The organism is Thalassotalea euphylliae, from assembly GCF_003390395.1.
Lineage (GTDB): Bacteria > Pseudomonadota > Gammaproteobacteria > Enterobacterales > Alteromonadaceae > Thalassotalea_F > Thalassotalea_F euphylliae_C.
Window position 1 is genome coordinate 4031839 of sequence record NZ_QUOV01000001.1, and the last position, 26710, is coordinate 4058548.

Annotated in this window: 22 protein-coding genes; 7 read left to right on the plus strand and 15 right to left on the minus strand. The window is 43.4% G+C overall.

Annotated features, from left to right (window positions below):
* Positions 1-15 precede the first annotated feature (15 nt).
* Both trpS and rpe read right to left on the minus strand, forming a co-directional pair.
* A complete protein-coding gene (trpS, locus tag DXX92_RS17675) occupies positions 16-1020 on the minus strand; it encodes a tryptophan--tRNA ligase (RefSeq protein ID WP_116001990.1) in 1005 nt (334 codons plus the stop codon).
* A 60-nt stretch (positions 1021-1080) separates the two neighbouring features.
* A complete protein-coding gene (gene rpe, locus DXX92_RS17680) occupies positions 1081-1758 on the minus strand; it encodes a ribulose-phosphate 3-epimerase (protein ID WP_116001991.1) in 678 nt (225 codons plus the stop codon).
* Positions 1759-2042: 284 nt separating this feature from the next.
* On the opposite strand from rpe, the gene DXX92_RS17685 reads away from it, so the two are divergent.
* On the plus strand, positions 2043-2702 hold the full coding sequence (locus DXX92_RS17685; RefSeq protein ID WP_116001992.1) for a TorF family putative porin: 660 nt from the start codon (positions 2043-2045) through the stop codon (positions 2700-2702).
* A 181-nt stretch (positions 2703-2883) separates the two neighbouring features.
* On the plus strand, positions 2884-3087 hold the full coding sequence (locus DXX92_RS17690; protein WP_116001993.1) for a DUF2970 domain-containing protein: 204 nt from the start codon (positions 2884-2886) through the stop codon (positions 3085-3087).
* Between the two features lie 9 nt (positions 3088-3096).
* Here the strand turns inward: DXX92_RS17690 and DXX92_RS17695 are convergent, their stop codons facing one another.
* From DXX92_RS17695 to DXX92_RS17735, 9 genes are all read right to left on the minus strand, one after another.
* On the minus strand, positions 3097-3918 hold the full coding sequence (locus tag DXX92_RS17695; RefSeq protein ID WP_116001994.1) for a Dam family site-specific DNA-(adenine-N6)-methyltransferase: 822 nt from the start codon (positions 3916-3918) through the stop codon (positions 3097-3099).
* A gap of 82 nt (positions 3919-4000) precedes the next feature.
* Positions 4001-5500: a hypothetical protein gene (locus tag DXX92_RS17700; protein WP_116001995.1), complete on the minus strand. Its 1500-nt coding sequence runs from the start codon at positions 5498-5500 to the stop codon at positions 4001-4003.
* Positions 5501-5815: 315 nt separating this feature from the next.
* On the minus strand, positions 5816-6883 hold the full coding sequence (aroB, locus tag DXX92_RS17705) for a 3-dehydroquinate synthase (protein WP_116001996.1): 1068 nt from the start codon (positions 6881-6883) through the stop codon (positions 5816-5818).
* On the minus strand, positions 6883-7401 hold the full coding sequence (aroK, locus tag DXX92_RS17710) for a shikimate kinase AroK (protein ID WP_116001997.1): 519 nt from the start codon (positions 7399-7401) through the stop codon (positions 6883-6885). Before aroK ends, aroB begins: the two co-directional genes overlap by 1 nt.
* Before the next feature lie 150 nt (positions 7402-7551).
* Positions 7552-9612 carry a type IV pilus secretin PilQ gene (locus DXX92_RS17715; protein ID WP_116001998.1) on the minus strand — a complete coding sequence of 687 codons (2061 nt, stop codon included), beginning with the start codon at positions 9610-9612 and terminating at the stop codon, positions 7552-7554.
* Between the two features lie 11 nt (positions 9613-9623).
* Positions 9624-10148, minus strand: coding sequence for a pilus assembly protein PilP (locus DXX92_RS17720; protein WP_116001999.1), 525 nt, complete (start codon positions 10146-10148; stop codon positions 9624-9626).
* On the minus strand, positions 10148-10753 hold the full coding sequence (locus tag DXX92_RS17725; RefSeq protein WP_116002000.1) for a type 4a pilus biogenesis protein PilO: 606 nt from the start codon (positions 10751-10753) through the stop codon (positions 10148-10150). The genes DXX92_RS17720 and DXX92_RS17725 overlap by 1 nt, the downstream gene beginning before the upstream one ends.
* On the minus strand, positions 10753-11343 hold the full coding sequence (locus tag DXX92_RS17730) for a PilN domain-containing protein (RefSeq protein WP_116002001.1): 591 nt from the start codon (positions 11341-11343) through the stop codon (positions 10753-10755). The genes DXX92_RS17725 and DXX92_RS17730 overlap by 1 nt, the downstream gene beginning before the upstream one ends.
* Complete coding sequence (locus tag DXX92_RS17735; protein ID WP_116002002.1) at positions 11331-12410, minus strand: pilus assembly protein PilM; 1080 nt, start codon at positions 12408-12410, stop codon at positions 11331-11333. The genes DXX92_RS17730 and DXX92_RS17735 overlap by 13 nt, the downstream gene beginning before the upstream one ends.
* 128 nt (positions 12411-12538) lie before the next feature.
* Between DXX92_RS17735 and DXX92_RS17740 the strand changes: the two genes are divergently transcribed.
* From DXX92_RS17740 to DXX92_RS17760, 5 genes are all read left to right on the plus strand, one after another.
* The gene (locus tag DXX92_RS17740; RefSeq protein WP_245961522.1) at positions 12539-15124 is read left to right on the plus strand and encodes a penicillin-binding protein 1A; all 2586 of its coding nucleotides are present in this window, start codon (positions 12539-12541) and stop codon (positions 15122-15124) included.
* A 490-nt stretch (positions 15125-15614) separates the two neighbouring features.
* A complete protein-coding gene (locus tag DXX92_RS17745; protein ID WP_116002003.1) occupies positions 15615-16499 on the plus strand; it encodes a P-loop NTPase fold protein in 885 nt (294 codons plus the stop codon).
* Between the two features lies 1 nt (position 16500).
* Positions 16501-17391, plus strand: a complete 891-nt coding sequence (locus tag DXX92_RS17750) for an HAD-IIB family hydrolase (protein ID WP_245961523.1) — start codon at positions 16501-16503, stop codon at positions 17389-17391.
* Positions 17384-18610 carry a glycosyl transferase gene (locus DXX92_RS17755; RefSeq protein ID WP_116002004.1) on the plus strand — a complete coding sequence of 409 codons (1227 nt, stop codon included), beginning with the start codon at positions 17384-17386 and terminating at the stop codon, positions 18608-18610. The genes DXX92_RS17750 and DXX92_RS17755 overlap by 8 nt, the downstream gene beginning before the upstream one ends.
* A 92-nt stretch (positions 18611-18702) precedes the next feature.
* Complete coding sequence (locus tag DXX92_RS17760; protein ID WP_116002005.1) at positions 18703-20466, plus strand: sugar phosphorylase; 1764 nt, start codon at positions 18703-18705, stop codon at positions 20464-20466.
* 173 nt (positions 20467-20639) lie between these two features.
* On the opposite strand, the gene DXX92_RS17765 is transcribed toward DXX92_RS17760, so the two are convergent.
* From DXX92_RS17765 to DXX92_RS17780, 4 genes are all read right to left on the minus strand, one after another.
* A complete protein-coding gene (locus tag DXX92_RS17765) occupies positions 20640-21428 on the minus strand; it encodes a PEP-CTERM sorting domain-containing protein (RefSeq protein ID WP_116002006.1) in 789 nt (262 codons plus the stop codon).
* 620 nt (positions 21429-22048) lie between these two features.
* Positions 22049-23425, minus strand: a complete 1377-nt coding sequence (argA, locus tag DXX92_RS17770) for an amino-acid N-acetyltransferase (protein WP_116002007.1) — start codon at positions 23423-23425, stop codon at positions 22049-22051.
* 42 nt (positions 23426-23467) lie between these two features.
* The gene (argH, locus tag DXX92_RS17775; protein WP_116002008.1) at positions 23468-25417 is read right to left on the minus strand and encodes an argininosuccinate lyase; all 1950 of its coding nucleotides are present in this window, start codon (positions 25415-25417) and stop codon (positions 23468-23470) included.
* 54 nt (positions 25418-25471) lie between these two features.
* Positions 25472-26698, minus strand: coding sequence for an argininosuccinate synthase (locus tag DXX92_RS17780; RefSeq protein ID WP_116002009.1), 1227 nt, complete (start codon positions 26696-26698; stop codon positions 25472-25474).
* Positions 26699-26710 lie beyond the last annotated feature (12 nt).

Sequence of the window (26710 nt, forward strand, 5' to 3'; positions counted from 1 at the left end):
CTATTATTGCGTAGACTATGGCTTAGCAACAAAGCCAATCGCGTCGTATACCTTAGTTAACACCTTGCTAGCATGAGCAGAAGCTTTTTCTGCGCCATCGCGCATCACTTGCTCTAAAAATGCTTGGTCTTCACGGTACTGATTGTAACGTGTTTGAATTGGTTCAAGTAAGGCAACTACTGCTTCAGCAACATCACCTTTTAAATGACCATACATTTTATCTTCATAGTCAGGCACTAAGCTTTCAACCGTCTTACCCGTTGCACATGATAGCAATGACAATAAATTAGACACACCTGGCTTTTCTGCCACGTCAAAGTAAATACGCGCTTGCTCATCAGAATCTGTTACCGCACGCTTAATTTTTTTCGTGATCTTTTTGGTGTCTTCTAGCAAACCGATAAAGTTGTTCGCGTTATCGTCTGATTTTGACATTTTCTTCAGTGGATCTTGCAAGCTCATAATACGCGCACCAAATTCTGGAATATGTGGATCTGGTACCGTAAAGATATCGCCATACAAATTATTAAAACGCGTTGCAATGTCACGTGCCAATTCTAGGTGCTGCTTTTGATCATCACCCACAGGTACACGGTCTGCGTTGTAAAGTAAGATATCAGCCGCCATTAGTACCGGATAGGTAAACAAACCAGAATTCATATTAGCTTCTGACTTTTGCGACTTATCTTTGTACTGCGTCATGCGGTTTAACTCACCCATCTGGGTGTAACAGTTAAGTACCCAGCTAAGCTGTGCATGCTCTGGCACGTGTGACTGAATAAAGATGGTGCTCTTTTGTGGGTCAACACCACATGCAAGGTACAGTGCTAAACCATCTAAAGTCGCTTTTCTAAGCGCTGCGGGATCTGGACGAACAGTAATGGCATGTTGATCAACCAGCATGTAATAACACTCGTGATCGTCTTGCATATTAACCCACTGCTTCAGTGCGCCTAGGTAGTTTCCTATCGTCAATTCGCCAGATGGCTGACAGCCACTCAATACAATTGGTTTACTCATTTTGCTCTCTTATTTCTAAATTACTTAGTACTTGCTGACTAAATTAGTATAAATACTGGATTATTTGCTGTTTACCGATGCTAGTTCAGCGCGCATTTGTTCAATCACCGTGCGGTAATCGGGTTGTGAAAATATTGCTGAACCAGCGACAAACATATCTGCGCCTGCTTCCGCAATTTCAGCGATGTTATCCACTTTAACACCGCCATCAATTTCTAAGCGAATATCACGACCGCTTGCTAAAATACGCTGTTTCACTGCGCGCAACTTATCCAGCGTTGTAGGAATAAATGATTGCCCACCAAAGCCTGGATTTACCGACATGAGTAAAATAACGTCAAGGCGATGCATCACATGGTCAAGTATGTTCAATGGCGTTGCAGGGTTTAGCACTAAGCCAGCCTTACAGCCATGATCTTTAATTAACTGCAATGTGCGATCAACATGATCGCTTGCTTCTGGATGAAAGGTAATAATATCAGCCCCTGCTTTCGCAAACTCAGGCACTAAACTATCAACAGGCTTAACCATTAAGTGCACATCAATAGGTGCGGTAATACCATAGTCACGCAACGATTGGCATACCATAGGACCAAAGGTTAAGTTTGGGACATAGTGGTTATCCATCACATCAAAGTGAACCACATCAGCTCCCGCTGCTAACACGTGAGCGACATCATCGCCAAGTCTGGCAAAATCAGCTGAAAGAATAGACGGTGCAATTAAAAATGAAGACATACATGTACCCTACCAGAAAATCTGCGCTACTTTACCTAAACCACAGTCAATATTGAAGCGAAAGCCACAACAAACGTTCGATTTTTATGCACTCATTTGGACACACTTCGCGTTCATCTGCACTATTTATGAGCAACCTTCAACTCTACGGTAAGTAAAACCTTATTCACATTAACAATAAGCCACTGTTATTATTAGAAATAAATGATTTTCAAGCAATTACTCAAATTAGGCACTTGCTTTGCTATATCTTTAGCAACAATAAAAACATAGAGAGTATACACATGAAAAAAGTACTAATGGGAATGGCGGTTGCTTCAAGCTTAGCAACTATGGTGGTAGTACCTAATCAAGCACAAGCAGCTGTCGAGGCTAATATTGGTGCAACAAGCAACTACTTATGGCGTGGCGTAAGCCAGAGCTCTGACTCTGCTTCAGTATCGGGCGGTATCGATTACAGCAATGACAGTGGCTTTTATGCCGGTACATGGGTTGGTTCATTAGGCGACGGTAACGGTGCAGAAACTGACTTCTATCTAGGTTATGGTGGTGAAGCAGGTGATTTCGGCTATGACGTCGGCTACATCTTATACCACTATGCAGACTTAGATGACGGTGACTTCGGTGAAGTTTACTTAAATGGTAGTTACGCTGACTTCAGCTTTGGTGTTGCTTACACTGTAAACAGCCAAGTTGACGATGGTTCACTATTCGACACAGGTGACATCTACTACAGCGTTGGCTACGGATTTGAAGTAGCGAAAGAATACAGCGTAGGCCTTACCTATGGCTACTACGACTTTGATGCCGGTAGCGACAGCGATTACGGTCACTTCCAGTTAGATGTGAGCAAAGGTGACTTTACCTTTACGGTATCACGAGCTGATGAAGACTCTGGCGATGATGACACCAAATTTGTTGTGAGCTGGGGGACAACTTTCTAAGCTAAGCGATACTGAGCTAAGCTAAACCAAGCACAACAAAACTTAATACTAGGCACTTACATGGCTTCATGTAAGTGCCTTTTCTTTTATATTATTTAGCCAACCCCAACGTTATTGTCATTTTTTATACAATTTTGCATACTCATACCAAGCGATCGTCACATTGGCGAGGGATAAAAAAATGCGTGACAATGAAAAAGACCTAAGCTGGTGGCAAACGTTTAAAAGTGTTGGCGCGGCATTTTTTGGCGTGCAAAGCAGTACCAACCACAAACAAGATTTCAATAAAGGAAGACCAATTCAATTTATCTTAGTTGGGCTTTTCGCCGTGATCTTATTTGTGATGAGTCTAGTGTTGGCCGTTACCTTTGTTATGCCGGCCTAAATGGAGCGACTACTTATAAAGCGCCATTAATTCGCCCACTTTTTTGCGGTTAGTTGCTTTTTGACTAATGGTACGGGCCACATTTAGCTTGCGAATACGATGGGCGTGCTCGTAAATTTTACGTGTCCAAATCGTGTCGTGATTGCTGATCAGAACACTCGTCCCTTTCACTTCTGCGACAGTTTCCTCCGCAGCATTAGCCAAATCCGCTTGCTCATCAAGACCAAACCCGTTACCAGCATAGGAAGTGAAGCTAGCGGTTTTACTTAGTGGTACATATGGCGGATCGCAATAAATCACATCCCCTTGCTGCGCCCTAGCAAAGGTATCTCGATAGTTCTCACAAACGAACGTCGCCCGTTGCGCTTTTTCAGCAAATACCTGAAGCTCTTTTTCAGGAAAGTACGGCTTTTTATATTTGCCAAAAGGCACATTGTAACCACCTGACTTGTTATAACGACAAAGACCGTTATAGCCGTGGCGATTTAGGTAAAGGAATAGCAGTGAACGCTGATAGATATCGTCAGTTTCATTAAATGTTTTACGCAAGTCATAATAAGCGTCAGCCTGATTATTTTGCTCAACAAACAACTTGGCGGCGTCATTAATATATTGCTCTGGCGTATCTTTAAGAATTTGATACAGATTAATCAAATCGCGATTGATATCGTTTAAGATATAGCGTGAAAAGTTGCTATTTAGGAAGACTGAACCTGCACCAACAAAAGGCTCAATTAAGCACTCACCTTTGGGGAGCATTTTGTTGATGACGTCACACAACGTGTACTTGCCACCCGCCCACTTTAAAAATGCTCTGTTTTTATTGGTCATTCAGCCAACAATTCCACTACTACCATTAAATCGACTGGGGATTGTAGCTTGAATCCCTGCTAAGACCAATGTTTTTTAAGGGCTAACGGTTGCTTGCGGCCATTTCGGTAGCAATGGTTTTTGTTGATTTAATCCAAATACCTGACTGTTGTAATTCTTCACTTAATTGTTTCATTGCACTTACCGCCGCAGCACGTTGTGCATAAGTCATGGAAGTCACTACCACATAAGGCTGGTCATTCAAGAGACGCGTGTAGTACTGGTATTGCGTTAGTTGATATCGTTGGGCAAAGCTCGCTGCCAAGCTTTCCGCTTGCTGCTTAGTATTCTCTAGATTATCGCTAACATTTGTTAATGCTAAGTTTGCAAATTGAATAACAACACCTTCAATTCCTGTGTCAAAATATTTGGAATCATATTCCAATTGCTCGTTATTACTTGCTGAATCGTCGTTGGTATTGTATTCATCCAGTACCTTAGTAGCAGCTGCTGTTGGTACTGCAAGAAGCTCTTTAGCATCACCCTTTAGCTCCGATACAACAGTTTCATTTACAACTTTGTTATTCGTTTCAACAGCCGCTAATGCTGATAACACGTCAATTGGCGCCGCTGGGCCTGCATTAAGGACTACCTCTTCTGCTGACATATCTTGTGTCATATCTAATGACGTTTCTGGTGATGTTCCTAATGACAATAACGCAGTTAAAATCTCTTGTGGGTTTGCAACTTGTAGTTCAACTTGCAGGCTTTGAGCGCCAACAAGAGCCTCGCCAATATACTCAGCCGTTGCAGCTTCTGCAGACTGTTCTTTGCTAGCTTCACTAGAAACAATCAATTCACTGGCTTTAACAACAGTCGCTGTGCCTTCACTCAAATCATTTTGTTCAGGTAATTGACTAAACGTCATGGCATCACGTTGATACAAGACATAAAGCGTAACAAAGGTCAGTGCCAGTAACACAACTAGCCCAATCACTAGTTTATTAAACGGTGTTAAGGTTAAAAAGCTGACCTTCGATTTGAAGAGTTCGGCATTTACTGAGATCAATTGCCCATTGGCCGCAGAGATCATCGACAGCTTTTTATTGAATAAGCTGTAGTTTGTAACGACCAGCTTGCCCAAAGCCGTCTGGCCTAACAATACAACTGCAATATCTCGGCCCGATTTTTTTGCAAGCTCTGACAATAACGTCAGTTCATGTACTATTTGTAGGGACAAATGATGGGCATGTTCAATGACAATCGCGATCGGTAATTGTTGGTTGATATAGTGTTCAACAACGCTTTGAGTTAGCGATATTTCGGGATCGAATGCTTCACCTGGGAAAAGTTGTTCATTGATGCGAGCTCGCACCTGTACATCATTCAACTTGCTAGAGACAGGTACAAGGGCTGCGTTAGTTTGTTCAGAAAGAGATTCTAGGTAAGTGCCGGAAATTGAGCCAAAACCAGATTGCTGATCGTCTAGCACCACCACCATATGGCGGGAAAACTTCAAAATGTAGTCAATGCGAGCATTGGTGCTTATTGACATAACATTCTTATCCGTTGTTTGATTTTCGCTGGTTGCTAGAGCCATCATGGAGCCATCCGTACTGAGCAGTCTCAGTTATCATACCCATGCTACTTCAATATGCTTGAATTCAGCGCTGTCACAGGGACTTAATATTAAGGCGCAGCTTGCAGGAATGGTTACTCCCTTTTAATAAGCTGCAACGCTGATAGTGAGTTCCTGTGAAGCGCCTTTTCCACCTTAAAAAAGTGGGTTGGTTTATAAGCGATTTATGCTGCGTCATTGATTTTAACAAGGGAACGACCATTCTCTGCAATCAATGCCTTACCTAAACCACTTCTAATTCCAACTGAAACAAGCACTTTGAAATAGCATGGGTATCTATTAATCCAAAAGTTGCTTTAGCTCCTCAATCGTCACATCACCCACAACTTCACTGCTACCAATGCCGGTAGGCAGGACAAACCGCAATTGACCAGCGACATTTTTCTTATCCCGCTTCATATGCTTAAGATAAGCATCAAGCCCCATATCGGATGGAGATGTTGTCGGTAAATCAAAATATGCAATCAATTGCTCTATGCGACGTAGTTCTGGCGCTAACAGCAAACCTCGTTCTACTGAAAGTGTCGAAGCAATAACCATACCAGCGGCTACAGCTTCACCGTGTAACCAAACCCCGTAGCCTTGCTCAGCTTCAATGGCGTGACCAAAAGTATGGCCTAAATTAAGCAAAGCACGCTTACCCGCTTCTTTCTCATCTTCGGCAACAATATCTGCTTTACATTGACAGCAGCGAGCAATAACTTGCTGCAAGAGCTCTGGTTCTTGTGCTTTGATTCCTGCTTTATGCTCTTCAAGCCAGGCAAAAAACTCGGCATCGCCTAAAATACCGTATTTGATAACTTCCGCCATACCTGCAGCAAACTCACGAGCAGGTAGTGTATTTAAAGATGTAATATCAATCAGTACAGCGTTAGGCTGGTAAAATGCACCAACCATGTTCTTGCCAAGCGGGTGGTTAATCGCAGTTTTACCACCTACCGAAGAATCTACTTGCGATAGCAGCGTAGTAGGTATTTGGATAAAATCGACACCACGTTGATAACAAGCAGCTGCAAAGCCTGTAATGTCACCGATAACTCCACCACCGAGTGCAACCAAAGTTGAATCTCGACCATGACCATGCTCTAGCATGTGGCTCATGATGCGATCGAAGTTGGCTAAGCTTTTTTCTTGCTCACCATCAGATAATACTAAGTAATCTACTTGAAAATCGGTTAGTGCAGCGAGCAGCTTCTCGCCGTATAGGGGAAATACAATGTCGTTTGAAATAACGCAAACACGTTTTGATTTGATGTGTTGAGCGAGCGGACTGCTTTGCTCAAGTAGTCTCGGCGCAATGTATATTGGGTAACTGCGCTCACCCAGCTCAACACGTAAGGTAGCCATTAGAAATCTAAACGTTCTACAATCTTATGAGCAACAACTTTAGCGCTTTGGTCGTCAGTTTGGATGATCACATCAGCAATTTCTTCATAAAGCGGATTGCGCTCTACTGCCAAGTTTTCAAGTACTACGCGAGGATCTTCAGACGTTTGTAGTAATGGACGACGACGGTCGCGCTGAGTGCGAGCCACTTGCTTGTCTATAGTCGTTTCAAGGTAAACCACAATACCACGAGCCGATAAACGGTTTCTCACTTGTGCACTAATCACTGAACCGCCACCTGTAGCTAACACAATACCTTGCATTTCGGTAAGGTCATCAATGACAGTTTCTTCTCTTTTACGGAAGCCTTCTTCGCCTTCTAAGTCAAAAACCCAAGAGATGTCAGCACCTGTACGACGTTCAATTTCTTGATCTGAATCGAAAAACTCTAAGTGAAGCTTATCTGCTAATTCTCGACCGATAGTGCTTTTACCAGCGCCCATCGGGCCTACTAGGAAAATATTACGTTTTTCTGCCATTAGACTTACTTAATTCTCGTAAAAATAGTGTAAATAGGTAAGAGGAAACTCCTCTCAAAAATTTCAAGGGCGTAATTATCGCAATTGTTGACGGGAGAATGCAAGTAAGTGACCAAAAATTACGCCACTTACTTGATTTTTGAGGGCTTTTTAAAAATGTTCAGTAACGATGCGGGGCGTCACAAAAATAAGTAACTCTTTCTTTTCATTAAAGTTATTAGTATTTCTGAACATCCAGCCAAAGTATGGGATATCACCTAATACAGGAACTTTTGATACAGCACTAATAATTGACTGCTGGTAAATACCACCTAAAACAATCGTTTCACCATTTTTAACCAGTACTTGTGTGCCAATACGCTGTGTATCAATCGCTGGCGCTTGACCGCTAGTAACATCCGAAACCGTATCTTGTGTCACACCTAGATCTAGAATGATGTTGTCATCAGGAGTAATTTGCGGTGTAACCGTTAAGCTCAATACCGCCTTTTTAAATTGAGTTGACGTCGCACCACTAGATGCAGCCTCTTGGTAAGGAATCTCAACACCCTGTTCAATAAAGGCTTCTTTTTGGTTAGCCGTGGTAATACGTGGGCTAGCAATGATTTCACCTTTGTTCTCTTGCTCAAGCGCACTTAGCTCTAAATCCAGAATTGTGCCGTCAGCTAAACGCGCAATTTGGAACGCAATGCTACCAGCTGGGTTAGGCACCGGAAGGTTAACGTTAAGGCGATCAGCAATATCAGGTACGACACCACCACCGGCTGAATCTGCGCCAGTTAAACTGCCTGATGTAGAATATTCGCCGTCAGTATCCGTGATACCCCAACGAATACCTAATTGCTCGTTGATATCGTCAGTTACCGTTACCATACGTGCTTCAATCACGACCTGGCGCACTGGAATATCTAAAATATCGATCATTCGTTTGATATCTTCAATACTCTTAGCGGTATCTCTAACCAGCAGGGTATTTGTACGTTCATCAACCGACACGGTTCCGCGTCCAGATAGGATACTAGTGTCTTCATTCTTGATTAAATTAGCCAATTCAGATGCTTTGGCATAATTAATCTGCAGATATTCCGAGTATAATGGCGCCAGCTCTTCTACCTGCTGCTGTGCCTGTAAGTTCTTAGCCTCACGCGCGGCAAGCTCATCGCTAGGCGCAACCATTAAGATGTTACCCTGCATGCGCTTATCAAGACCCTTAACTTTCAAGATAATATCAAGCGCTTGATCCCAAGGCACTCCATCTAAACGCAGGGTAATGTTACCTGTTACCGTATCACTCGTAATTAAGTTGAATTCGTTGTAGTCAGCAATAATCTGCAACACGGTACGTACCGAAATATCTTGGAAGTTTAATGCGATTGTTCGACCACTGAAGTCTTCTTCAGCTCCCAAATAGCCGACTGGTTTTTCTTCTTTGCGCACATTAACCAAGAAAACGTTTTCTTGTTGGTCATGTTCAAAAGTGAAGTTGCCATCAACCTCTATCGCTAATTTAGCATTGCGACCTTCACGGAACGTCTCGATACCCTTAACAATGGTAGCAAAGTCTGTAACATCCAATTTATACAGCATATCTTCAAGGATTTGCGTGTTGTAGAACTCAACAACAACTTTACCCAATTGATCTGATACGTCAGCAGCAACAACGCTATCACCAAGCTCAATAATGACTTGTCCTTCGCCTTCTATTTCACCACGACGGAAGTCAATGGCTTGAATGCTGTTAATAAATTCTTCACCAGCAGGTGCGACTTGTTCAACAACTTCAGCAGCTTGACCATATGTTAACGTGATAGCGTATTGGTCGCCTTCGATTGATACATCAAAAACGGTCAATTTGTCCAAGTTAATGGTTGCGACCATGTCGCCATCAACACGACTGAGTAAAATAGTTTCTACACCAGCATGATCAACAATGGTTTCAGCGTAATCTTCTTCAAATTCAGGGTTACCAAAGTTGACTTCTATCACTGCCGGATTTAGCGACGTTTTGACTGCCGGTTGCCCTAAAATTTCTTCCGAGAAAGAGAAAACCACTTCAATTTGATCATTGTGAATCGTGTTATATGCAATACCGATAAGATCTGAGGCATTGGCGGCCGTAGAGCTAATGAGGTAAAAGCACATAGCAATAACAATTTTTGCCCGTTTAGCAAGGGCAAAAACCTTATTAATTATTGTTGTATTAAATAGCATCACTACTTCCTTTACCTTTGACTGTCCAGTTCTATCATTTCAATTTCGGTTTCACGTTCTACCCAACAGCCTGCACCATCAGGGGTTAATTCGATAACTTTTACACTTTGAGAGTCGACTTCTGTAATTCTGCCATTGTATAAACCGACATAGTTACCAATCGACACTCTGTGTAAGGTACTATCTGAGGCTTCAACTAAAGCCCAAGTAACACCACCTTCACCTAAGGTACCACGCATCACTAAGTCACCCAGAGCAAACTTTTCCAGAGGCTGTTTACGGCGGCGAGGATCAGGGCTTAAACAGCCAGAGATTTGTTGTAACTTTTCTTGAATGACCTCAGGGCGCGGTGCGACAAAGGGACTTCTTAGGTCTATTGCCGCATACTCGAAGTGGTTGAAAGTCGGTACTTCTGGCATCGGCTCAATGTAGCTTTTCGCATTGGCTTTAACCTTAGCAATGTGAATTTTTAAGTCGCTAGTATCATCAAAGCAACCAGTAAGCACTAACAGCGACAATAAGGCTAATCTTTTCATTACTGACCGGCCTCCTGATAACGATAAGTTTTCGCTTGTAGTTTTAAGTTAAGCGTTTCGTTACTGACTTGTGCAATATTTATTGTGAAGTCATGTAGCGTTACAATTCTCGGCAAGCCAGCGATTTTGCTCACAAAACTACCAAATTCGTGATATGCGCCAATAACTTCAATATCGATAGGCAATTCAATATAAATCTCTTTGGTTATTTCAGGCTGCCAGTTTAATTTGACAAAATCTAAACCGCTGGTTGTACCAACAAAGGTAATATCGTCAAGTAAGCCCGGTGTTTCATGACTTTCTGGCAAGCTACGCAGTTGATTTGCAAAAATACTTTCTGCCTCTGCCATCTGCTGCTGGAATAATTCAAGATTAGCCGCAACATGATATTTAGACTCATATTCTTGCTTCAGCGTAACTTCTTCCGCACGAACACGTTCTAATGTGGTTATTCTGTCGCTGACCATAGCAACATAAGATAAGGCCGAGACAACTATAGCTGTAAAGATAGTCAACACTACTTTAGCTGCAATTGGCCATTCGCCGATATTATCTAGTTCAAGGTTGTCAAACTGTTCGGCAAAATTGCGAAAATCAAACTCCATTAATTGCCTCCTTGAAACGCTTGGTCAACAGCGGCATCAAGGTCACCCACAAGGCCTTTGATGGTCACACGCATTTTAAAATCACTAAGTAACTTAGTTGCTTCTTCATCGGTAATAATTGATTCAGGTGTCGCATCGGTGAACAAGTCAGATAAGTCAATTTCACGAATCATATTCGCCAAATGGTTGTTTGACTCACTCTTACCAGTTAAGTGAATAATGTTGCCTTGCTTTTCCAGTTTCGTCAGGTAAATCCCGTTAGGAATGATCTTGGCAATTTCATCAAGCACTTGCGTACCAACGTTTCGACTACGTTGCAGCTGTTCGATTACACTGATACGTTTTTGAAGGGCATCCTTTTTCTCGTTCAGAGTTTTGATTTCAGCGATTCGTACATCAAGAATTTGAATTTCATTTTTAAGAAATTGATTACGAGCCAACTGGCCATCAACTTGTGCTTGGTAGTAGCTGCTGATCGCAAAAACAATTAAAAACATAAAAAGCCCGACAAAGGCTAATATGCTGATAAATTCTTTTTTCCTGGCCTGTTGCGCTTCTTCGCGCCAAGGCAGAAGGTTTATATATGCCACGGCGTAAAACTCCTTAACGCTAATCCTGCTGCTACCATTAACTGAGGCGCGACTTGTTTTAACTCACCCTCATTCACATTACTTCCCACGTCTAAGCCTTCAAATGGGTTAGCAACAACAGTGAAAATACCCAACTCCTCGGTAAGCAATTCTTGAACGCCCTCAACCAAGGCAGTGCCGCCAGAAATAATTAAATAATCAACTTTTTCATGACCGCTAGAGGTTAAGAACATTTGAATGGCACGACGTATTTGCTGCACCAAAATGGTATGAAATGGTGCTAACACTTCAAATCGGTAGTTAGGTGGCAATTTGCCTTTTACTTTTGCTGATTCAGCCTCTTCAAACGACTGATTGTAATAAGACACTATCGAACGCGTGTACTGTTCACCACCGAAAATTTGGTCACGACTATAAACATGCTCGCCTTGATTAGTTGCTGAGAACAAAGTCATCGTCGCGCCTAGGTCAACCATGGCAACCATTTTCTTATCTGCATCTTCTGGCAACTGTGCCATACACAAATCAAACGTTCGACTAATCGCGTAAGATTCAACGTCAACAACTTTTGTCGCAAAACCGCCAGCTTCGAGCGCGGCAACTCTCGCTTCAACTGATTCTGTACGGGCGGCGCTAAGCAGCACATTAATTTTGCTAGGATCTGACTCGTTAACCGCTAGTTTTTCGAAATCTAAACTAACTTCATCAAGGGGGTATGGAATTAGGCTGTCAGCTTCAACTTCAATTTGGCCAGCGAGTTCATCATCGCTTAGCGCAACATCCATATAAATGACTTTGGTAATTACCGTTTGACCAGAAACAGCAACAGCAGCTTGTTTGACGGAAGAGGAAATTTGTTTGCGAATTTTGGCAATAACTTTGCCAACAGCTTCAATATCTTGGATTTCGCGGTCAATGATAGCGCCGCGAGGCATAGGTTCAATAGCGTAGTCTTCTAAGGTGTAGCCATCATCTCCTTGACTCAATAGCACCGCCTTGACAGCGTGAGAACCGATATCGATCCCAACCATCATTGATGCTTTCTTTTTCCATAAGTTGCTTAGCATAACTTCCTACTAAATCTATAGTTGTAATTATTTTAGTCATAATATACGCATAAATACATTTATTACATGGTTTTACACGATATACTAGCCCTAACCTATAAAATTTTGTCAATTTTTGAGCTTTTTCTGTGTTTTCATTTAAAAATTTAGCGAAAGTCGCTGTTGCGCTAAGTGCCATAGGGGCTGTATCTCTTTTTGCCCTTTATTGGTCAATGAAAGATGACTTGCCAAGTGTTGATTCGCTTAAAGATATGCGCTGGCAAACACCTATGCAGATTTTCAGCCACGACGGTGAATTGATTTCACAATTTGGTGAAAAAAAGCGTATTCCCTTGTCGCTCGATGAATTTCCTAAACAGCTAGTTGAAGCGATTTTAGCCACAGAAGACGACCGTTTCTATAACCACTTTGGTGTTGACCCCATCGGCATGGGCCGAGCTATAGTGGGTAAACTTATGGGTCAAAATAAAGGTGGTGCAAGCACCATCACCATGCAAGTTGCTCGCAACTTCTTTTTGACCCGAGAAGTTACCTACACGCGTAAAATCCGAGAAATATTTATTTCTTTTCATATCGAGAGCTTGCTCACCAAAGACGAGATCCTCGAGCTTTACATGAATAAAATTGAGCTCGGTCATCGGGCGTTTGGTTTTGGCGCAGCCGCACAGGTTTATTACGGTAAAGAGGTCAATGACTTAACGTTAGCGCAAATTGCGGTATTAGCAGGCTTACCTAAAGCCCCGTCGACACTTAACCCAATTAGCCGACCTGAACGTGCCAAAAATCGTCGCGCCGTGGTCCTACAGCGTATGCTAGTAAGCGGCTATATCAATGAACAGGAATACCAAATTGCTAAATCTGCGCCGATTACCGCTAAAAAGCACGGTGCAGAAATTACATTAGACGCACCATATATAGCTGAAATGGCGCACCAAGAAATGATCACCCGTTTTGGCAAAGAAGAAGCCTACACTGGTGGCTACAAAGTTTATTTAACCATTCCTGCTAAACTGCAAAAGGCAGCACAACACGCGGTACAAAGTAACTTACTAAGTTATGATCAGCGTCATGGCTATCGCGGCCCTATTAACGCATTGCGCCCACGTTTAGATGAAGAAGAAAACACGCTAACCGAAGAACAGCTTGCACAGCTCAATACCCCACTTTCTGAATTAGAAATTCAAGAGGCATTGGCGAGCGTTACTAGCTACCAAAACTTACAACCTGCGGTTGTGATTGGTGTGCTCGAGCAAAGCGCTATTGCCGTTTTGAGTTCTGGTAATTCTATTGAACTGCCATGGCAAGGACTATCCTGGGCTCGTGAATTTATTAGCGATCAGAAACAAGGCCCAGCACCTAAACTAGCTAGTGAGGTCGTTAATGTTGGCGATCTTGTCTATGTTGTTGAGCAGTCAGGTACATACCGTTTAAGCCAACTACCACAAGTTAGTAGCGCATTGGTGGCATTATCACCTGACAATGGTGCAATTCAAGCCGTTGTTGGGGGCTTCAGCTTCAAACAAAGTCAATTTAATCGTGTTACACAAGCAAAACGTCAAGTGGGCTCAAACATTAAGCCATTTGTGTATTCAGCAGCGCTTGAAAACGATCACACACTTGCTACCTTAGTCAATGATGCGCCAATCAATCAGTGGGATCGTCGTTCAGGTGTTGTTTGGCGACCAAAAAATTCACCGGCTGAATATAACGGTCCAATCAGAGTTAAGCGCGCTTTAGCACAGTCTAAAAACGTTATTTCCGTGCGCTTGTTACGTGATGTGGGTCTTGGCAAGATAATTGACCACTTGTCGGGCTTTGGCTTCGTCCCTGACGAGCTGCCAGAAAACGAGTCATTAGCGTTAGGCTCAGCGTCGCTAACACCGCTTGAAGTAGCAACTGGCTTTGCGACTTTCGCTAATGGTGGCTTCTTAATTGAACCATACTTTATCGAACGTATTGAAGATTCATTTGGCCATATTATCTATCAAGCCAACCCTGCTTTGGCCTGTGACCCACCTTGCCATGAATACGCCAACCCAGTTGCGCCTGAAACGATTGCAACTGAGATAATAAACGATGTCGAACGCCCCACGGCAATACAAGCTATTGATACTGACTTAGCAGCAGAGCAGCCATTGCAAACCGCGGAGCGCGTTATTAGTAAACAAAATGCTTTCTTAATTACCCAAGCGCTCAACAGTGCGGTATGGGGTGCAGACTGGTCTGTAACACCTGGCTGGCAAGGCACAGGTTGGCGCGCAAGAGCGCTTAAACGCAGAGATATTGCTGGTAAAACGGGAACGACAAATGAAGCGAAAGATGCGTGGTTCTCAGGTTACAGTCGCCGCATTGTGGCAACTTCGTGGATTGGCTTTGACGATCATACCCGTAACTTAGGTAAAACCCGCTACAACAATAATTTAGGCAAAAACCAAATCACAGGTACCGAAGCAGGTGCGAAGTCAGCACAGCCAGCTTGGATCACATTTATGAGAGCTGCGCTTGCTGATAAGCCAGTTGAACCATTTGAGCCCCCAGAGGATATTGTCTCTGTTCGTATCGACAAGCAGTCAGGCATGCTGACCACCAAAACAGATAAGAGCAGCATATTCGAATATTTTGAAGTCGGCACAGCACCAACCGAGTATATCAAGGTTGACGATAGCAGTATTATTCTTGATGGTGACGAAACCGCTGAGCAAGAAATATTTTAACGTTAATTTAACCACGGTATAAAAAGCGAATACGCTTCTTGGCCAGAGCTTTTAATCAAGGTTTTGTTACCAGCTTGGCTTAGTAACGCTAGTATGAATAAGCGAGAAAAGCCTAGTTCACTTGCAGTACCTGTTAGGTGATATGCTTCAGCTGAGCTTCTCTGCTATCTATATCTTCTATACCTTCCCCATACGCCCCTCTGCTAAACCTTTCTTGTGCGCCTTTCTACTATGATTCTCTACTGTGCTTCTCAAATTATATTTAAAAACCCAGTTTATTAACAAATTCCGTTACTCTTTTCGTGCAATGCGATTTACCAGCACCAAACTGGTGCTGCACAACATTAGTGCAAAGGAGTGTTGTTTGTTGATATCCACTCTTTTTGAAAAGTAGATAACCATCTGTTTATAAAAGATAAAGCTGTTATTCGACCGCTTGGCATAAAGCTTGTTAGTATATTTACAACTGTGAGAAATCTATCAGGCCCCAATGCTTAGCAACTTTATTGAGCAATACCAACTACCAGCGAGTTTTGAGCAAACAGCTCGGCTGCATTTTATGCCACTTGCCAAGCAACTAACGAATAAAGTTACAAACTCACCCAAGCCATTTTTTTTAGGTATTAATGGCTGCCAAGGCTCAGGTAAATCAACCTTAGCGTCATTTCTATTTCACTATTTAACCGAGCAAGCACAACTTTCAGTTGTGAATTTATCGCTAGATGATTTTTATTATGACCAAATCACTCGACAACAATTGGCAAGCGACATTCATCCGTTATTAGCAACACGTGGCGTCCCCGGCACGCACGATATCACCTTACTCGCCAATACGCTGCACGCCCTAAAAACTGGCAAACAAACATTACTTCCTAGGTTTGATAAGGCCCAAGATAATCCTTCGCCAAAGACAGGCTGGTTGGATTCACCAGAAAATACTGATGTCGTTATTTTTGAAGGTTGGTGCTGGGGCGTTACCGCGCAAGCTATGGCAGAGCTTGCGCCAGCAATTAACTCACTTGAAGCAAAGTCAGATGCGACAGCTACTTGGCGTAACTATGTGAATGAGCAACTTGCTAACGACTATCAACCGCTTTACCAGTTGATGAATAGTTGGCTGATGCTTAAAGCACCTAGCTTTGATTGTGTTGCCCAGTGGCGCTGGCAACAAGAGCAAAAATTGGCAGCCCAACAAGCTATCATTAATACTAAAGAAGCGGCAAACAAGGTAATGTCTAAGTCACAAGTGATGGACTTTATCGCGTACTTTCAACGCTTAACAGAGCACGCCTTAGCGACATTACCCGAACGCTGCGATCTCGTGTTTGAATTAGACCAAGAGCGTAATATTAACGCCATCGTAGGACGGATTTAAGATGACAATAACGGCAAATAGTGCCTTGCCTATGGTATTCACTGACCTTGATGGCACCTTACTCGACCATCACAACTACAGTTTCGCTGCGGCAGAGCCGACACTGGAAAAGCTTAAAGCGCATCAAATTCCAGTTATTGCAACAACCAGCAAAACAGTGCAGGAAGTCACACATTTGTATGAAGCAATGGCTATTAATGGCCCCTTTATTGTTGAGAATGGTGCGGCCGTTTATATCCCAAAATCCTTGTTTACTAAGCAGCCTGAAGACTGCGAGTCACAACCGCCTTTTTGGGTAAAAACCTTTAGTTCTCCGCGCTCAAATTACATTGCAATAGCAGAGCAATTAAAGCCAGAGTTTGGTCAATATTTTACCCATTTTGCAGCAATGAGCATTGAAGAAATTGCCAAGGTCACAGGGCTAAGTCTTGCCGATGCGCAGCTGGCAAATCAACGCCAATATGGCGAGCCTGTGCTTTGGCGTGGCGGCGAAAATGAAAAGCACGCTTTTATCAATGCCGCTCAAGCGTTAGGTGCCAACATTCTTTTGGGTGGCCGCTTTATTCATCTGTGTGATGCATGTGATAAGGGTAAAGCCATGAACTGGCTAGCAGGCGAATATCAACACCAACTTCAGTTGGCGAATGTGAATGTGATTGCACTTGGTGATAGTGGCAACGATACTGCGATGCTAGAGGCAGCAGATATCGCCGTGCAAATTAAATCACCGACTCACACCTACCCGCTACTAAACACCAGTAAAATAAAGTTTATCTACCAAACTCAAGGCTATGGGCCAATCGGTTGGAGTGAAGCATTAAACTTCATCATCGATTTTTCAGCGCTTGCCACCAACCCCACAAAACCAACGGGAGAACTTTCTCATGGCTGACTTTTATCAAAATGGCAGTGTTACTACGTTACACAATCTAGGCCAACGCTCATACGAAGACATGGAAAAAGAGCTTGTCAGTTTTAATCAAACACGCCCATTAGGTCTATTATTACCCTCTTTATTTTCCGAATTAGAAGGGCCGGCGCTGGCAAAAATTATCGACAAAATAGCGCAAGTGCCTTATTTATCAGAGGTCGTTATCGGCCTAGATCGCGCCGATGAAGCCCAATATCGCTACGCCTTAGAGTTTTTTGACAAGCTGCCACAACACCATCGTGTACTATGGAATGATGGGCCAAGATTAAAAGCGATTGATGCCAAGCTGCAAGCTTTAGGTCTGGCTCCAACAGAGCTCGGTAAAGGGCGTAATGTTTGGTACTGCATGGGGTATATCTTGGCATCTAATCGCGCCGAATCTGTTGCCTTGCACGACTGCGACATTTTGACCTACGAAAAAGACTTACTCGCCCGTTTGCTCTATCCAGTTGCACACCCTCAGTTTAACTATGAATTCAGTAAAGGCTTCTATGCTCGCGTTGCCGATGGCAAAATAAACGGTCGCGTTTCTCGCTTATTGGTTACGCCACTTATTCGTGCACTAAAACGCGTTGTTGGTCCGAATGAATATCTCGACTATATGGACTGTTTTCGTTACCCATTAGCGGGCGAATTCTCATTCCGTCGCGATGTATTAAATGACCTCAGAATTCCTAGTGATTGGGGCCTAGAGATTGGTGTATTAAGTGAAATGCACCGCAATTACGCCACCAACCGTATCTGTCAGGTTGATATCGCTGATGTTTATGATCATAAGCATCAAGACTTGTCACTGGATAACGCTGAAGCTGGCCTGTCAAAAATGTCGATCGATATTACCAAAGCGTTCTTCCGTAAACTTGCTACTCAAGGTCATACTTTTAGCACTGAAACGTTCCGCTCAATCAAAGCAACCTACTTCCGTATTGCGCTCGACTACGTAGAAACTTATCGCCACGATGCGCTAATGAACGGTTTATCACTAGATATTCACAATGAAGAGGCGGCAGTAGAGATGTTCGCGAAAAACATTATGAATGCTGGCCAAACCTTCCTTGAGAACCCAATGGAAACGCCATTTATTCCAACGTGGAACCGTGTGATCAGCGCAGAACCCAATATTTTAAATGAGCTCAAAGAAGCGGTAGAGCAAGACAACTTAGAATTTAGCCCAAAATAATGGGCTTTATTCTGTGCTTAGCTCAATGCTTAGTTCAGTGAGTAGTTCAGTCCTTAATTAACTTCTTAGTTTAGTAAAAAGTAGGCAATAAAATGGCAGAGTGTACCAACAGCACATTGGAGGTGTTAACTAACAAGCTAACGCAACAATTAGCGGTAATTTATGCTGATGTTGAGCTCGATATCAGTTATCAATCGCTTGCCTTGAATCTTATTCAAATCATGCGTTTGAGCGAGCAAAGTAAGCCGCCGGCGCCCTACTCTAATCATTGGTCTGAACAAGATGTAGTGATGATCACCTATGGTGACTCGTTACTCAAAGAAAATGAAAAACCATTGGTGACATTGCAACATTTTGCCGACCATTACCTACAAGATCACATCAATAGCATTCATATTTTGCCATTTTTTCCCTATAGCTCCGATGATGGTTTCTCTGTCATTGACTACTCATCAGTCAACGAAGCATTAGGTGACTGGGGAGATATCACCGCCATTGCCAATAAAAAGCGGTTAATGTCGGACTTGGTAATTAACCATTGTTCTTCACGCAGTTTGTGGTTTGACAACTTTGTTAAAGGTGAAGGACAAGGTCATGATTACTTCTTTACTGCTTCTCCGCATGACGAACTAAGTCAGGTAGTTCGCCCGCGGACTTCCCAATTGTTGCGTAAAACGGAAACAGCCAGAGGTGAACAATATGTTTGGTGTACCTTTAGTCACGACCAAGTGGATTTAGACTTTCGCAATCCTGAAGTTCTTAGCCAATTCGTTAAAGTTATTCGCCTGTATTTAGACAATGGTGTGCGTATATTTCGTATGGATGCCGTTGCCTTTTTATGGAAAATTGCAGGTACACCTTCGATTAATCTACCGCAAACCCATGAAGTCGTGCGTTTACTGCGTACACTAATCGAGCATGCGCAACCCGATGCGGTAATTATTACCGAAACCAACATCCCAAACACCCAGAATCTGACCTATTTTGGCAATGCTAACGAAGCCCACTGCATTTACAATTTCTCATTGCCACCACTGTTGATTAATACCCTGATCACAGGCAACTGCTTGTACTTAAAGCGTTGGTTAATGAGTATGCCACCCGCGCAAGATGGCACCACTTACTTCAACTTTATCGCTTCACACGACGGCATCGGCTTAAGACCCGCGGAAGGCTTATTAAGCGATCAAGAAATATCATTGCTGATCAATACTATGAAAAATTTTGGTGGTGCCATTTCGTGGCGCACTAGTGAGTCGGGCGAGCAGAAAGCCTATGAGATGAATATTTCTTTGTTTGACGCACTGCAAGGCACAGTTAATGGCCCTGATAAGTGGGGCATGCAGCGCTTTATTTGTGCGCATTCAATTATGCTTGGTTTAGAAGGTATTCCAGGTATTTATATTCACAGCTTACTTGGTACGCGCAACGATTATGAAAAACTAAAAAACACCCATCATAATCGCGCCATTAATCGCCACCGTTGGGATTATGAGGCGTTAGAACAACAACTCGCCGATGAAACAAATCCGCACGCCAATGTACTAAAACAAATGCTAACGCTAATTGATATTCGCACCGCACAAAAGGCGTTTCATCCCAATGCGACGCAGTTTACGCTGCATTTAGGGCTCAACTTATTTGGCTTTTGGCGTCAAAGCCAAGATCGTCGACAAAGCATCTTCTGCATAACCAATGTGACCGATCAGTCACAAGAATTACCTATTTCTGAGCTAAACTTGATTATCACAGAGCACTGGGTCGATTTGATTTCAGAGCAAAGTTTTGATGATCTCACTCAAGCGATCGAGTTAGCACCTTATCAAACAGTATGGATAAGCAATCGCGGAGACTAGATAACCACTACCTGTAGCCGTTTATATTGGTAGTTTTTGTGGTCATTAGCGACGCCAAATCTACCTGCTATTCCTTATCCAATATAATTGAATCACTAAGAATTTTGACATTAAAAAAGCCGAATAGATTGCTCTATTCGGCTTACATCAATTATAAAACTAGCATTAGAAAGTTATTTTTGAACGCTTCGTTTACGCATAATTCCTAATCCTATTAATGCACTCGCTAATAGACCGATCGGGGCAGGCTCAGGTACATCGACAGGTGCATTTCTAACGAGTAAGTTGGCAACAGCGAAATGTCTTTCACTAATTGTACTTGTTGTTGCACTGCTTCTAAGACCAAATTCAGCGCCATCATTTTCAGCGATATAGCCAACACCAGCGTGGTTTAGTGGGTCAAAAATAGAGCTAAAAATATTGCCCGTTAGAATGTTTTGGCTGGCTGGAAGACCTACTGTGCTAGAGGGATCTTTGGCATCAGCATAGGCTCTGATCTGCCCTTGACACGTGCGAGCAGAATCATCACTACAGGCGTTCGTTGCACCATAGTTAAACCAGGCTATTTGTGCATCATTAAAGTTATTACTGAATATTGATTTAGTACCAAAATTTTCAGCAAACCAAGTGGCGCCATAGAAGTTGCTCACACTGTACCCATCGACTAATCCACCTGACAGTGAATTCAATAGAGTGTTGGTTTCTTGACGCGTTGCAAAACGCCAGTCATCAGCTTGCCAAATAGCACCGTTGTTATCAGTCCACGATTGGTTTTCAATATCCAAACGCGCAATACCAAAGGTGCTATCAAGTGATAACCACTCTAAGTCTTGTAGCTCAACTTGTTGAGCTTGACCAAAATCGTTTTGAAACTCATGTGTTCCAGAGATAAGTCCAGCATTTGCCGTTGTCACAATTGTAGAAAAAACAAGGGGAAGCGCTAACTTAGTAAATTTATTCATAAGGAAATCCTACCTTAACTGCTTATTAAATTTTCCATCGTTATAAGAAGCTCAATTAAGCGCAGAATCATGGGTACAGTAAATTTGTGAGGGGCTGTCATAGACCACAACGCACAATACCACTATCTTTGTTCGCACTTAATGACACTTATCGCTGCTTTTAGTTAGCACTTTTAATTAGAATTGACGCTGAAAAGCAACATCGCTTTTATAGCAAATATAGTGCCTAATACCAATTTGATTAATTATTTAGTCTCTCAGAATGACATAAGCAGTATTAGAACAAACGAAATTTATGACGATATAGTTGCTCTACATCAAGTGAATTTTGTGCAGTTATCATGCTGCTTATGCATTCCCAAAGGCGAGTTTTAAAGGCTCATATACTGCGTTATGCCGTTTGACAAGGGAATAACCATTCTCTACACGCCAAGCCTTGTCTATGAACCTTTAAATTCTCGCTGAGTGATCAAATAATTATTCAATTTGGTATAAAGGGTATGCATTTAGAAATGAAAAAGGCTGCGCAAAGCAGCCCTATTAAATTGTCACCACGTTAAGTTTACTTACTCTACCGAAAGTCTCACTTGGGCAAAGTATAAACGCGCTAAGAGAACGTGTTACGCAATGCCTTTTACCAAAACCTTAGACTTACGCTGGTAGTTGTACATCTGTTTTTTCTCTTCTGGTAATTCATCAATACTGGTTTCAATAAAGCCCTGCTCTCTAAACCAATGGCCACTGACCGTAGTGAGGACAAATAATTGCTCCAACTTTTGACGTTTGGCAAAGGCTTCAACGGCAGCGATCAATCGCTCGCCGCGATTTCCTTTGCGGTAATCTAGGTGAATGACCACGCAGGCTAATTCCCCCGCTTTAGCTTCGGGATAGGGATATAGCGCGGCACAGGCAATGATCACTTCTTCTTTTTTTAAGACGATAAAGCGATCAATCTCTGTTTCTAGCAGCTTGCGCGAGCGACGTACGAGTACGCCCTCTTCTTCAAGTGGCTGGATAAGCTCTAAAATACCACCAACATCATCAATTGAGGCGGTAGCAATATGCTCTTTATGATCTTTGGCAATCAAGGTGCCAGCACCATCACGGGTAAACAGCTCTTGTAGCAGCGCCGTATCACTTTGATAAGACACACAGTGACAACGCTCTACGCCGTTTTCACCACTTTGGATAATGGCGCGCAGCAATAACTGGCGCACATGATCCACTTCTTGCTTACCATAAGCATCCAATAACTCTTTGACTTTACCGACACTACAACTACGAATCAGCGAACCATCAGTATCCAGTAAGCCATCATCTTCGGTAAAAGTAATCAGCTTATCCGCCCCTAATGAAATCGCCGTTTGTGTAGCAACATCTTCCAGCGCCAAGTTAAACACTTCACCTGTGGTGGAATAACCAACAGGTGAAAGCAAGACAATTGAGCCATAGTCTAATTGGCGATTAATGGCTTCCGTATCAATACGGCGCACAAGACCAGTATGCTGATAATCTACGCCCTCTTTAACACCAATCGGGCGAGCAATCACAAAGTTACCTGTACTGACCCTAATTTGTGCGCCATGCATTGGCGAGTTTGCTAAGCCAGTGGTTAACAGGGCTTCAATATGAACCCGCAGTGAACCCGTCGCATCTTTAACCGCCATTAACGTTTTCGGGTCGGTAATACGCAGATGCTGTTCAAATTGCTGATCAACACCGAGTAAGTCGGCACGCTCGGCGATTTGCGGGCGCGCACCGTGCACAATCACCAGCTTTACGCCAAGGCTTCGCAGTAAGGCAATATCATGAATAATATTGGCAAAGTTTGGGTGCAGCACCGCCTCACCACCAAACATTAACACCACAGTTTTACCGCGATGGGCGTTAATGTAGGGAGCAGCGTTTCTAAACCACTTTACGTAGTCTTGGTTTTTTTCGCTCTTTTCAGTATTAGCGTTCTGACTTAATTGCTGACGCGCGTGTGAAGCTGGCACTAAAGACTTTTCCTGTTCAATTTAATCGATAACAAACGTGAGCTAGCTAGCTACGCGGCACACTTGATAAGCCATAGCAATCTCATCTTCTGGATGACGATTTGGGCTTAGCTCACTATCTTCAATGATATAATCCGCAAGAGTCGACTTATCAATGGTGCTAAAGCCCAACTTTGTGAAGTAGTCAGGAATGTAAGTCAGCACAATAATGGTTTCGAGCTCCATCATATGGGCAAATTCCAGCAAGTATTGTGTCAGTGCCTGCCCCTGCCCTTGACCATGCCAGCTGTCGTCCACCACGATACTGCGAATTTCTGCCAGCCCTGGTTCATAAATATACAGCGAGGCACAGCCAACCACTTGCCCTTCCACTTCAGCGACGACAAAGTTTTGAATATCGTGAATAATATTTTCGCGAGTGCGACTTAAGATCTCACCTTTATCCGCCCAGTAAGCAACTTGTTGATGGATCTTATCGATATCTGACATGCGCGCGCGACGGACCGAGAAAGCTTCCGCTTTTTGTGCATTTAAGCGTTGCTGCACTTGTTTAAGCGCCAGCTTAGTTTGCTGTTTACCTGGCGCACCAACCACTTGCTCATTAAGAATATCGGTTTGTACTGTTTGGCCTTTTTGCATTTGGGCAATCGCCTTTTGTACTTGCGAGCGCGAAGTGCCACCCAGCGCCTCACGTTTATCTAGCGTCGATTCAATTGATAAGTGTTGGTAGACATCTTGCTCAATTTTGTCGCTAAAGGCTTGTAACTGGGTTAACGTCAAATCTTCCAGCGGTACACCTTTATCAATGGCTGCCAGTACTACTTCACCGACAATATGATGCGCTTCACGGAATGGAATATCTTTGCTAACAAGATAATCGGCAAGCTCAGTGGCATTAGCATAACCTTGCTGCGCAGCAGCTAGGGTTCTCGCGCTATTTACCTTCAGCCCTTCAACCACTAGCGTCGCCATTTCCATACATTCTTGCCAAGTATCTAAGGCATCGAACAAGCCTTCTTTGTCTTCCTGCATATCTTTATTATATGCGAGCGCCAAAGCTTTCATGGTGGTTAACATGCCCGTGAGTGAGCCAAAGACACGCCCCGCTTTGCCGCGAATCAGCTCACAAGCGTCGGGGTTTTTCTTTTGTGGCATTAAGCTTGAGCCAGAGCTAACCAAGTCAGACATTTCCACAAAGCCTGCTTCACCTGAATTATAGAAAATTAAGTCTTCGGCAAAACGCGACAGATGCATCATGCTGATGCTGGCAGTCGACAATAGCTCAATGACATGGTCACGGTCTGAAACTGCATCTAAGCTGTTTAGTGTCGCAGCACGAAAGCCTAAGTTATGTGCTAACTTATCGCGGTCAATCGGGTAGGCCGTACCCGCTAGCGCACCTGAGCCTAATGGCGAAACATCTAAACGATAGAGTGAATCTTTTAAGCGACCAATATCGCGGTCAAACATTTCAACATAGGCCAAACACCAATGACCAAAAGTCACTGGTTGAGCACGCTGCAAGTGGGTGTAACCCGGCAATACAGTATTGGATTCACGATCGGCGAGGTTCATTAGCGCTTGCTGTAAGTTCACTAAGGCAATAAGTAACTCGCCGCCCGTTTCTTTACACCAAAGCTTAAGGTCAGTGGCTACTTGGTCATTACGACTGCGGCCTGTGTGCAGTTTTTTACCTAAGTCACCGGTTTTTTCAATCAGTTGAACTTCCACCCAACTGTGAATATCTTCCGCATCAGACAATAAAATCTGTTTCGGATTTTCTTCTACCGATGCTTTAAGCTCCAATAGTGCTGACTCAAGGCGTGCGACTTCGTCATCAGACAACACGCCTACTTGATTGAGCGCCCCAGCCCAAGCAATCGAGCCAACAATATCTTGCACCGCCATGCGGTAATCAACCGGCAATGAGTCGTTAAATTTCTTAAATTGTACGCTCGCCTTTTCTTTAAACCGGCCGCCCCACAATGCCATAGTCTTTCTCCTAACCTTATCTTTAAATGTCGCTGCTACTTATATCTTTTCTAGTTACTTGTCTTTTTGGTTCATGGCAGTAATTCTGCTCGATAAACTAAACAAGCGAATAAAGCCCTCTGCATGCTGTTGGTCGTAAACCTCATCAGCACCGAAGGTCGCAAACTCTTCTGAGTATAAGCTGTTTGGTGAACGACGTTGGGTTACCGTCGCGGTACCTTTGTAAAGTTTCACGACCACATCACCCGTCACTTTTTCGGATAGGGATGCCGCAGCAGCTAGTTGTGCTTTTGCCAGCGGCGTAAACCAGCGACCATCGTAAATCACGTGTGAGAATTCAAGACCAATTGACTCTCTAAACTTCAGCGATTCTTTATCAAGAATCAGGGTTTCCAAGCCTTTGTAAGCGGCCATTAATACCGTACCACCCGGCGTTTCATAGCAGCCGCGTGACTTCATACCAACTAAGCGGTTTTCAACGATATCAATACGACCCACACCGTGTGCAGCTGCTTTATCATTTAGGTAAACCAGTGCTTCATACGCTGACAGGGCTTTGCCATCAACGGCGGTCAGTTCACCTTGGTCAAAGCTTAATTGCACTGTCTCTGGCGTATCAGGTGCATCCATCGGATCTACCGTCATGGTCCACACTTCTTTTGACGGCTCACACCAAGGGTCTTCTAACTCACCACCTTCATGTGAAATGTGCCATGCATTCGCATCACGGCTATAGATTTTGGTCAGTGACGCTGAGCATGGAATATCACGCTCATCGAGATAATTAAGCAGGTCTTCACGCGAAACCATGTCCCACTCACGCCATGGCGCAATCACGGTAAGCTCTGGCGCTAGTGCCGCGAAACAAGACTCGAAACGCACTTGGTCATTACCCTTACCGGTACAGCCATGACAAACCGCATCGGCACCGACTTTTAGCGCCACTTCAACGTGCGCTTTGGCAATGACAGGACGCGCCATTGAGGTGCCCAATAAGTATTGGCCTTCGTACACTGAACCCGTTTTTAAAATTGGATAAATGTAGTCTTTAACGAACTCTTCTTTGAGATCAACCACGTGACATTCAGAGGCACCTGAGGCAATCGCCTTTTCTTTAATGCCTTCAAGCTCTTCATCACCTTGACCGACATCGGCACAGAAGGCGACGACTTCACAACCGTCGTAGTTTTCTTTTAACCACGGAATAATTGCCGAGGTGTCTAAGCCACCCGAGTATGCTAATACCACTTTTTTAATTTGTTTTTTCTTTGCTAATGCCATGTTCGTTACCTA

Bases quoted from the DNA above. Each gene is read 5' to 3' on its own strand.
- trpS (WP_116001990.1), bottom strand. From the start codon at position 1,020: ATGAGTAAACCAATTGTATTGAGTGGCTGTCAGCCATCTGGCGAATTG.
- rpe (WP_116001991.1), bottom strand. From the start codon at position 1,758: ATGTCTTCATTTTTAATTGCACCGTCTATTCTTTCAGCTGATTTTGCC.
- DXX92_RS17685 (WP_116001992.1), top strand. From the start codon at position 2,043: ATGAAAAAAGTACTAATGGGAATGGCGGTTGCTTCAAGCTTAGCAACT.
- DXX92_RS17690 (WP_116001993.1), top strand. From the start codon at position 2,884: ATGCGTGACAATGAAAAAGACCTAAGCTGGTGGCAAACGTTTAAAAGT.
- DXX92_RS17695 (WP_116001994.1), bottom strand. From the start codon at position 3,918: ATGACCAATAAAAACAGAGCATTTTTAAAGTGGGCGGGTGGCAAGTAC.
- DXX92_RS17700 (WP_116001995.1), bottom strand. From the start codon at position 5,500: ATGATGGCTCTAGCAACCAGCGAAAATCAAACAACGGATAAGAATGTT.
- aroB (WP_116001996.1), bottom strand. From the start codon at position 6,883: ATGGCTACCTTACGTGTTGAGCTGGGTGAGCGCAGTTACCCAATATAC.
- aroK (WP_116001997.1), bottom strand. From the start codon at position 7,401: ATGGCAGAAAAACGTAATATTTTCCTAGTAGGCCCGATGGGCGCTGGT.
- DXX92_RS17715 (WP_116001998.1), bottom strand. From the start codon at position 9,612: ATGCTATTTAATACAACAATAATTAATAAGGTTTTTGCCCTTGCTAAA.
- DXX92_RS17720 (WP_116001999.1), bottom strand. From the start codon at position 10,148: ATGAAAAGATTAGCCTTATTGTCGCTGTTAGTGCTTACTGGTTGCTTT.
- DXX92_RS17725 (WP_116002000.1), bottom strand. From the start codon at position 10,753: ATGGAGTTTGATTTTCGCAATTTTGCCGAACAGTTTGACAACCTTGAA.
- DXX92_RS17735 (WP_116002002.1), bottom strand. From the start codon at position 12,410: ATGCTAAGCAACTTATGGAAAAAGAAAGCATCAATGATGGTTGGGATC.
- DXX92_RS17745 (WP_116002003.1), top strand. From the start codon at position 15,615: ATGCTTAGCAACTTTATTGAGCAATACCAACTACCAGCGAGTTTTGAG.
- DXX92_RS17750 (WP_245961523.1), top strand. From the start codon at position 16,501: ATGACAATAACGGCAAATAGTGCCTTGCCTATGGTATTCACTGACCTT.
- DXX92_RS17755 (WP_116002004.1), top strand. From the start codon at position 17,384: ATGGCTGACTTTTATCAAAATGGCAGTGTTACTACGTTACACAATCTA.
- DXX92_RS17760 (WP_116002005.1), top strand. From the start codon at position 18,703: ATGGCAGAGTGTACCAACAGCACATTGGAGGTGTTAACTAACAAGCTA.
- DXX92_RS17765 (WP_116002006.1), bottom strand. From the start codon at position 21,428: ATGAATAAATTTACTAAGTTAGCGCTTCCCCTTGTTTTTTCTACAATT.
- argH (WP_116002008.1), bottom strand. From the start codon at position 25,417: ATGGCATTGTGGGGCGGCCGGTTTAAAGAAAAGGCGAGCGTACAATTT.
- DXX92_RS17780 (WP_116002009.1), bottom strand. From the start codon at position 26,698: ATGGCATTAGCAAAGAAAAAACAAATTAAAAAAGTGGTATTAGCATAC.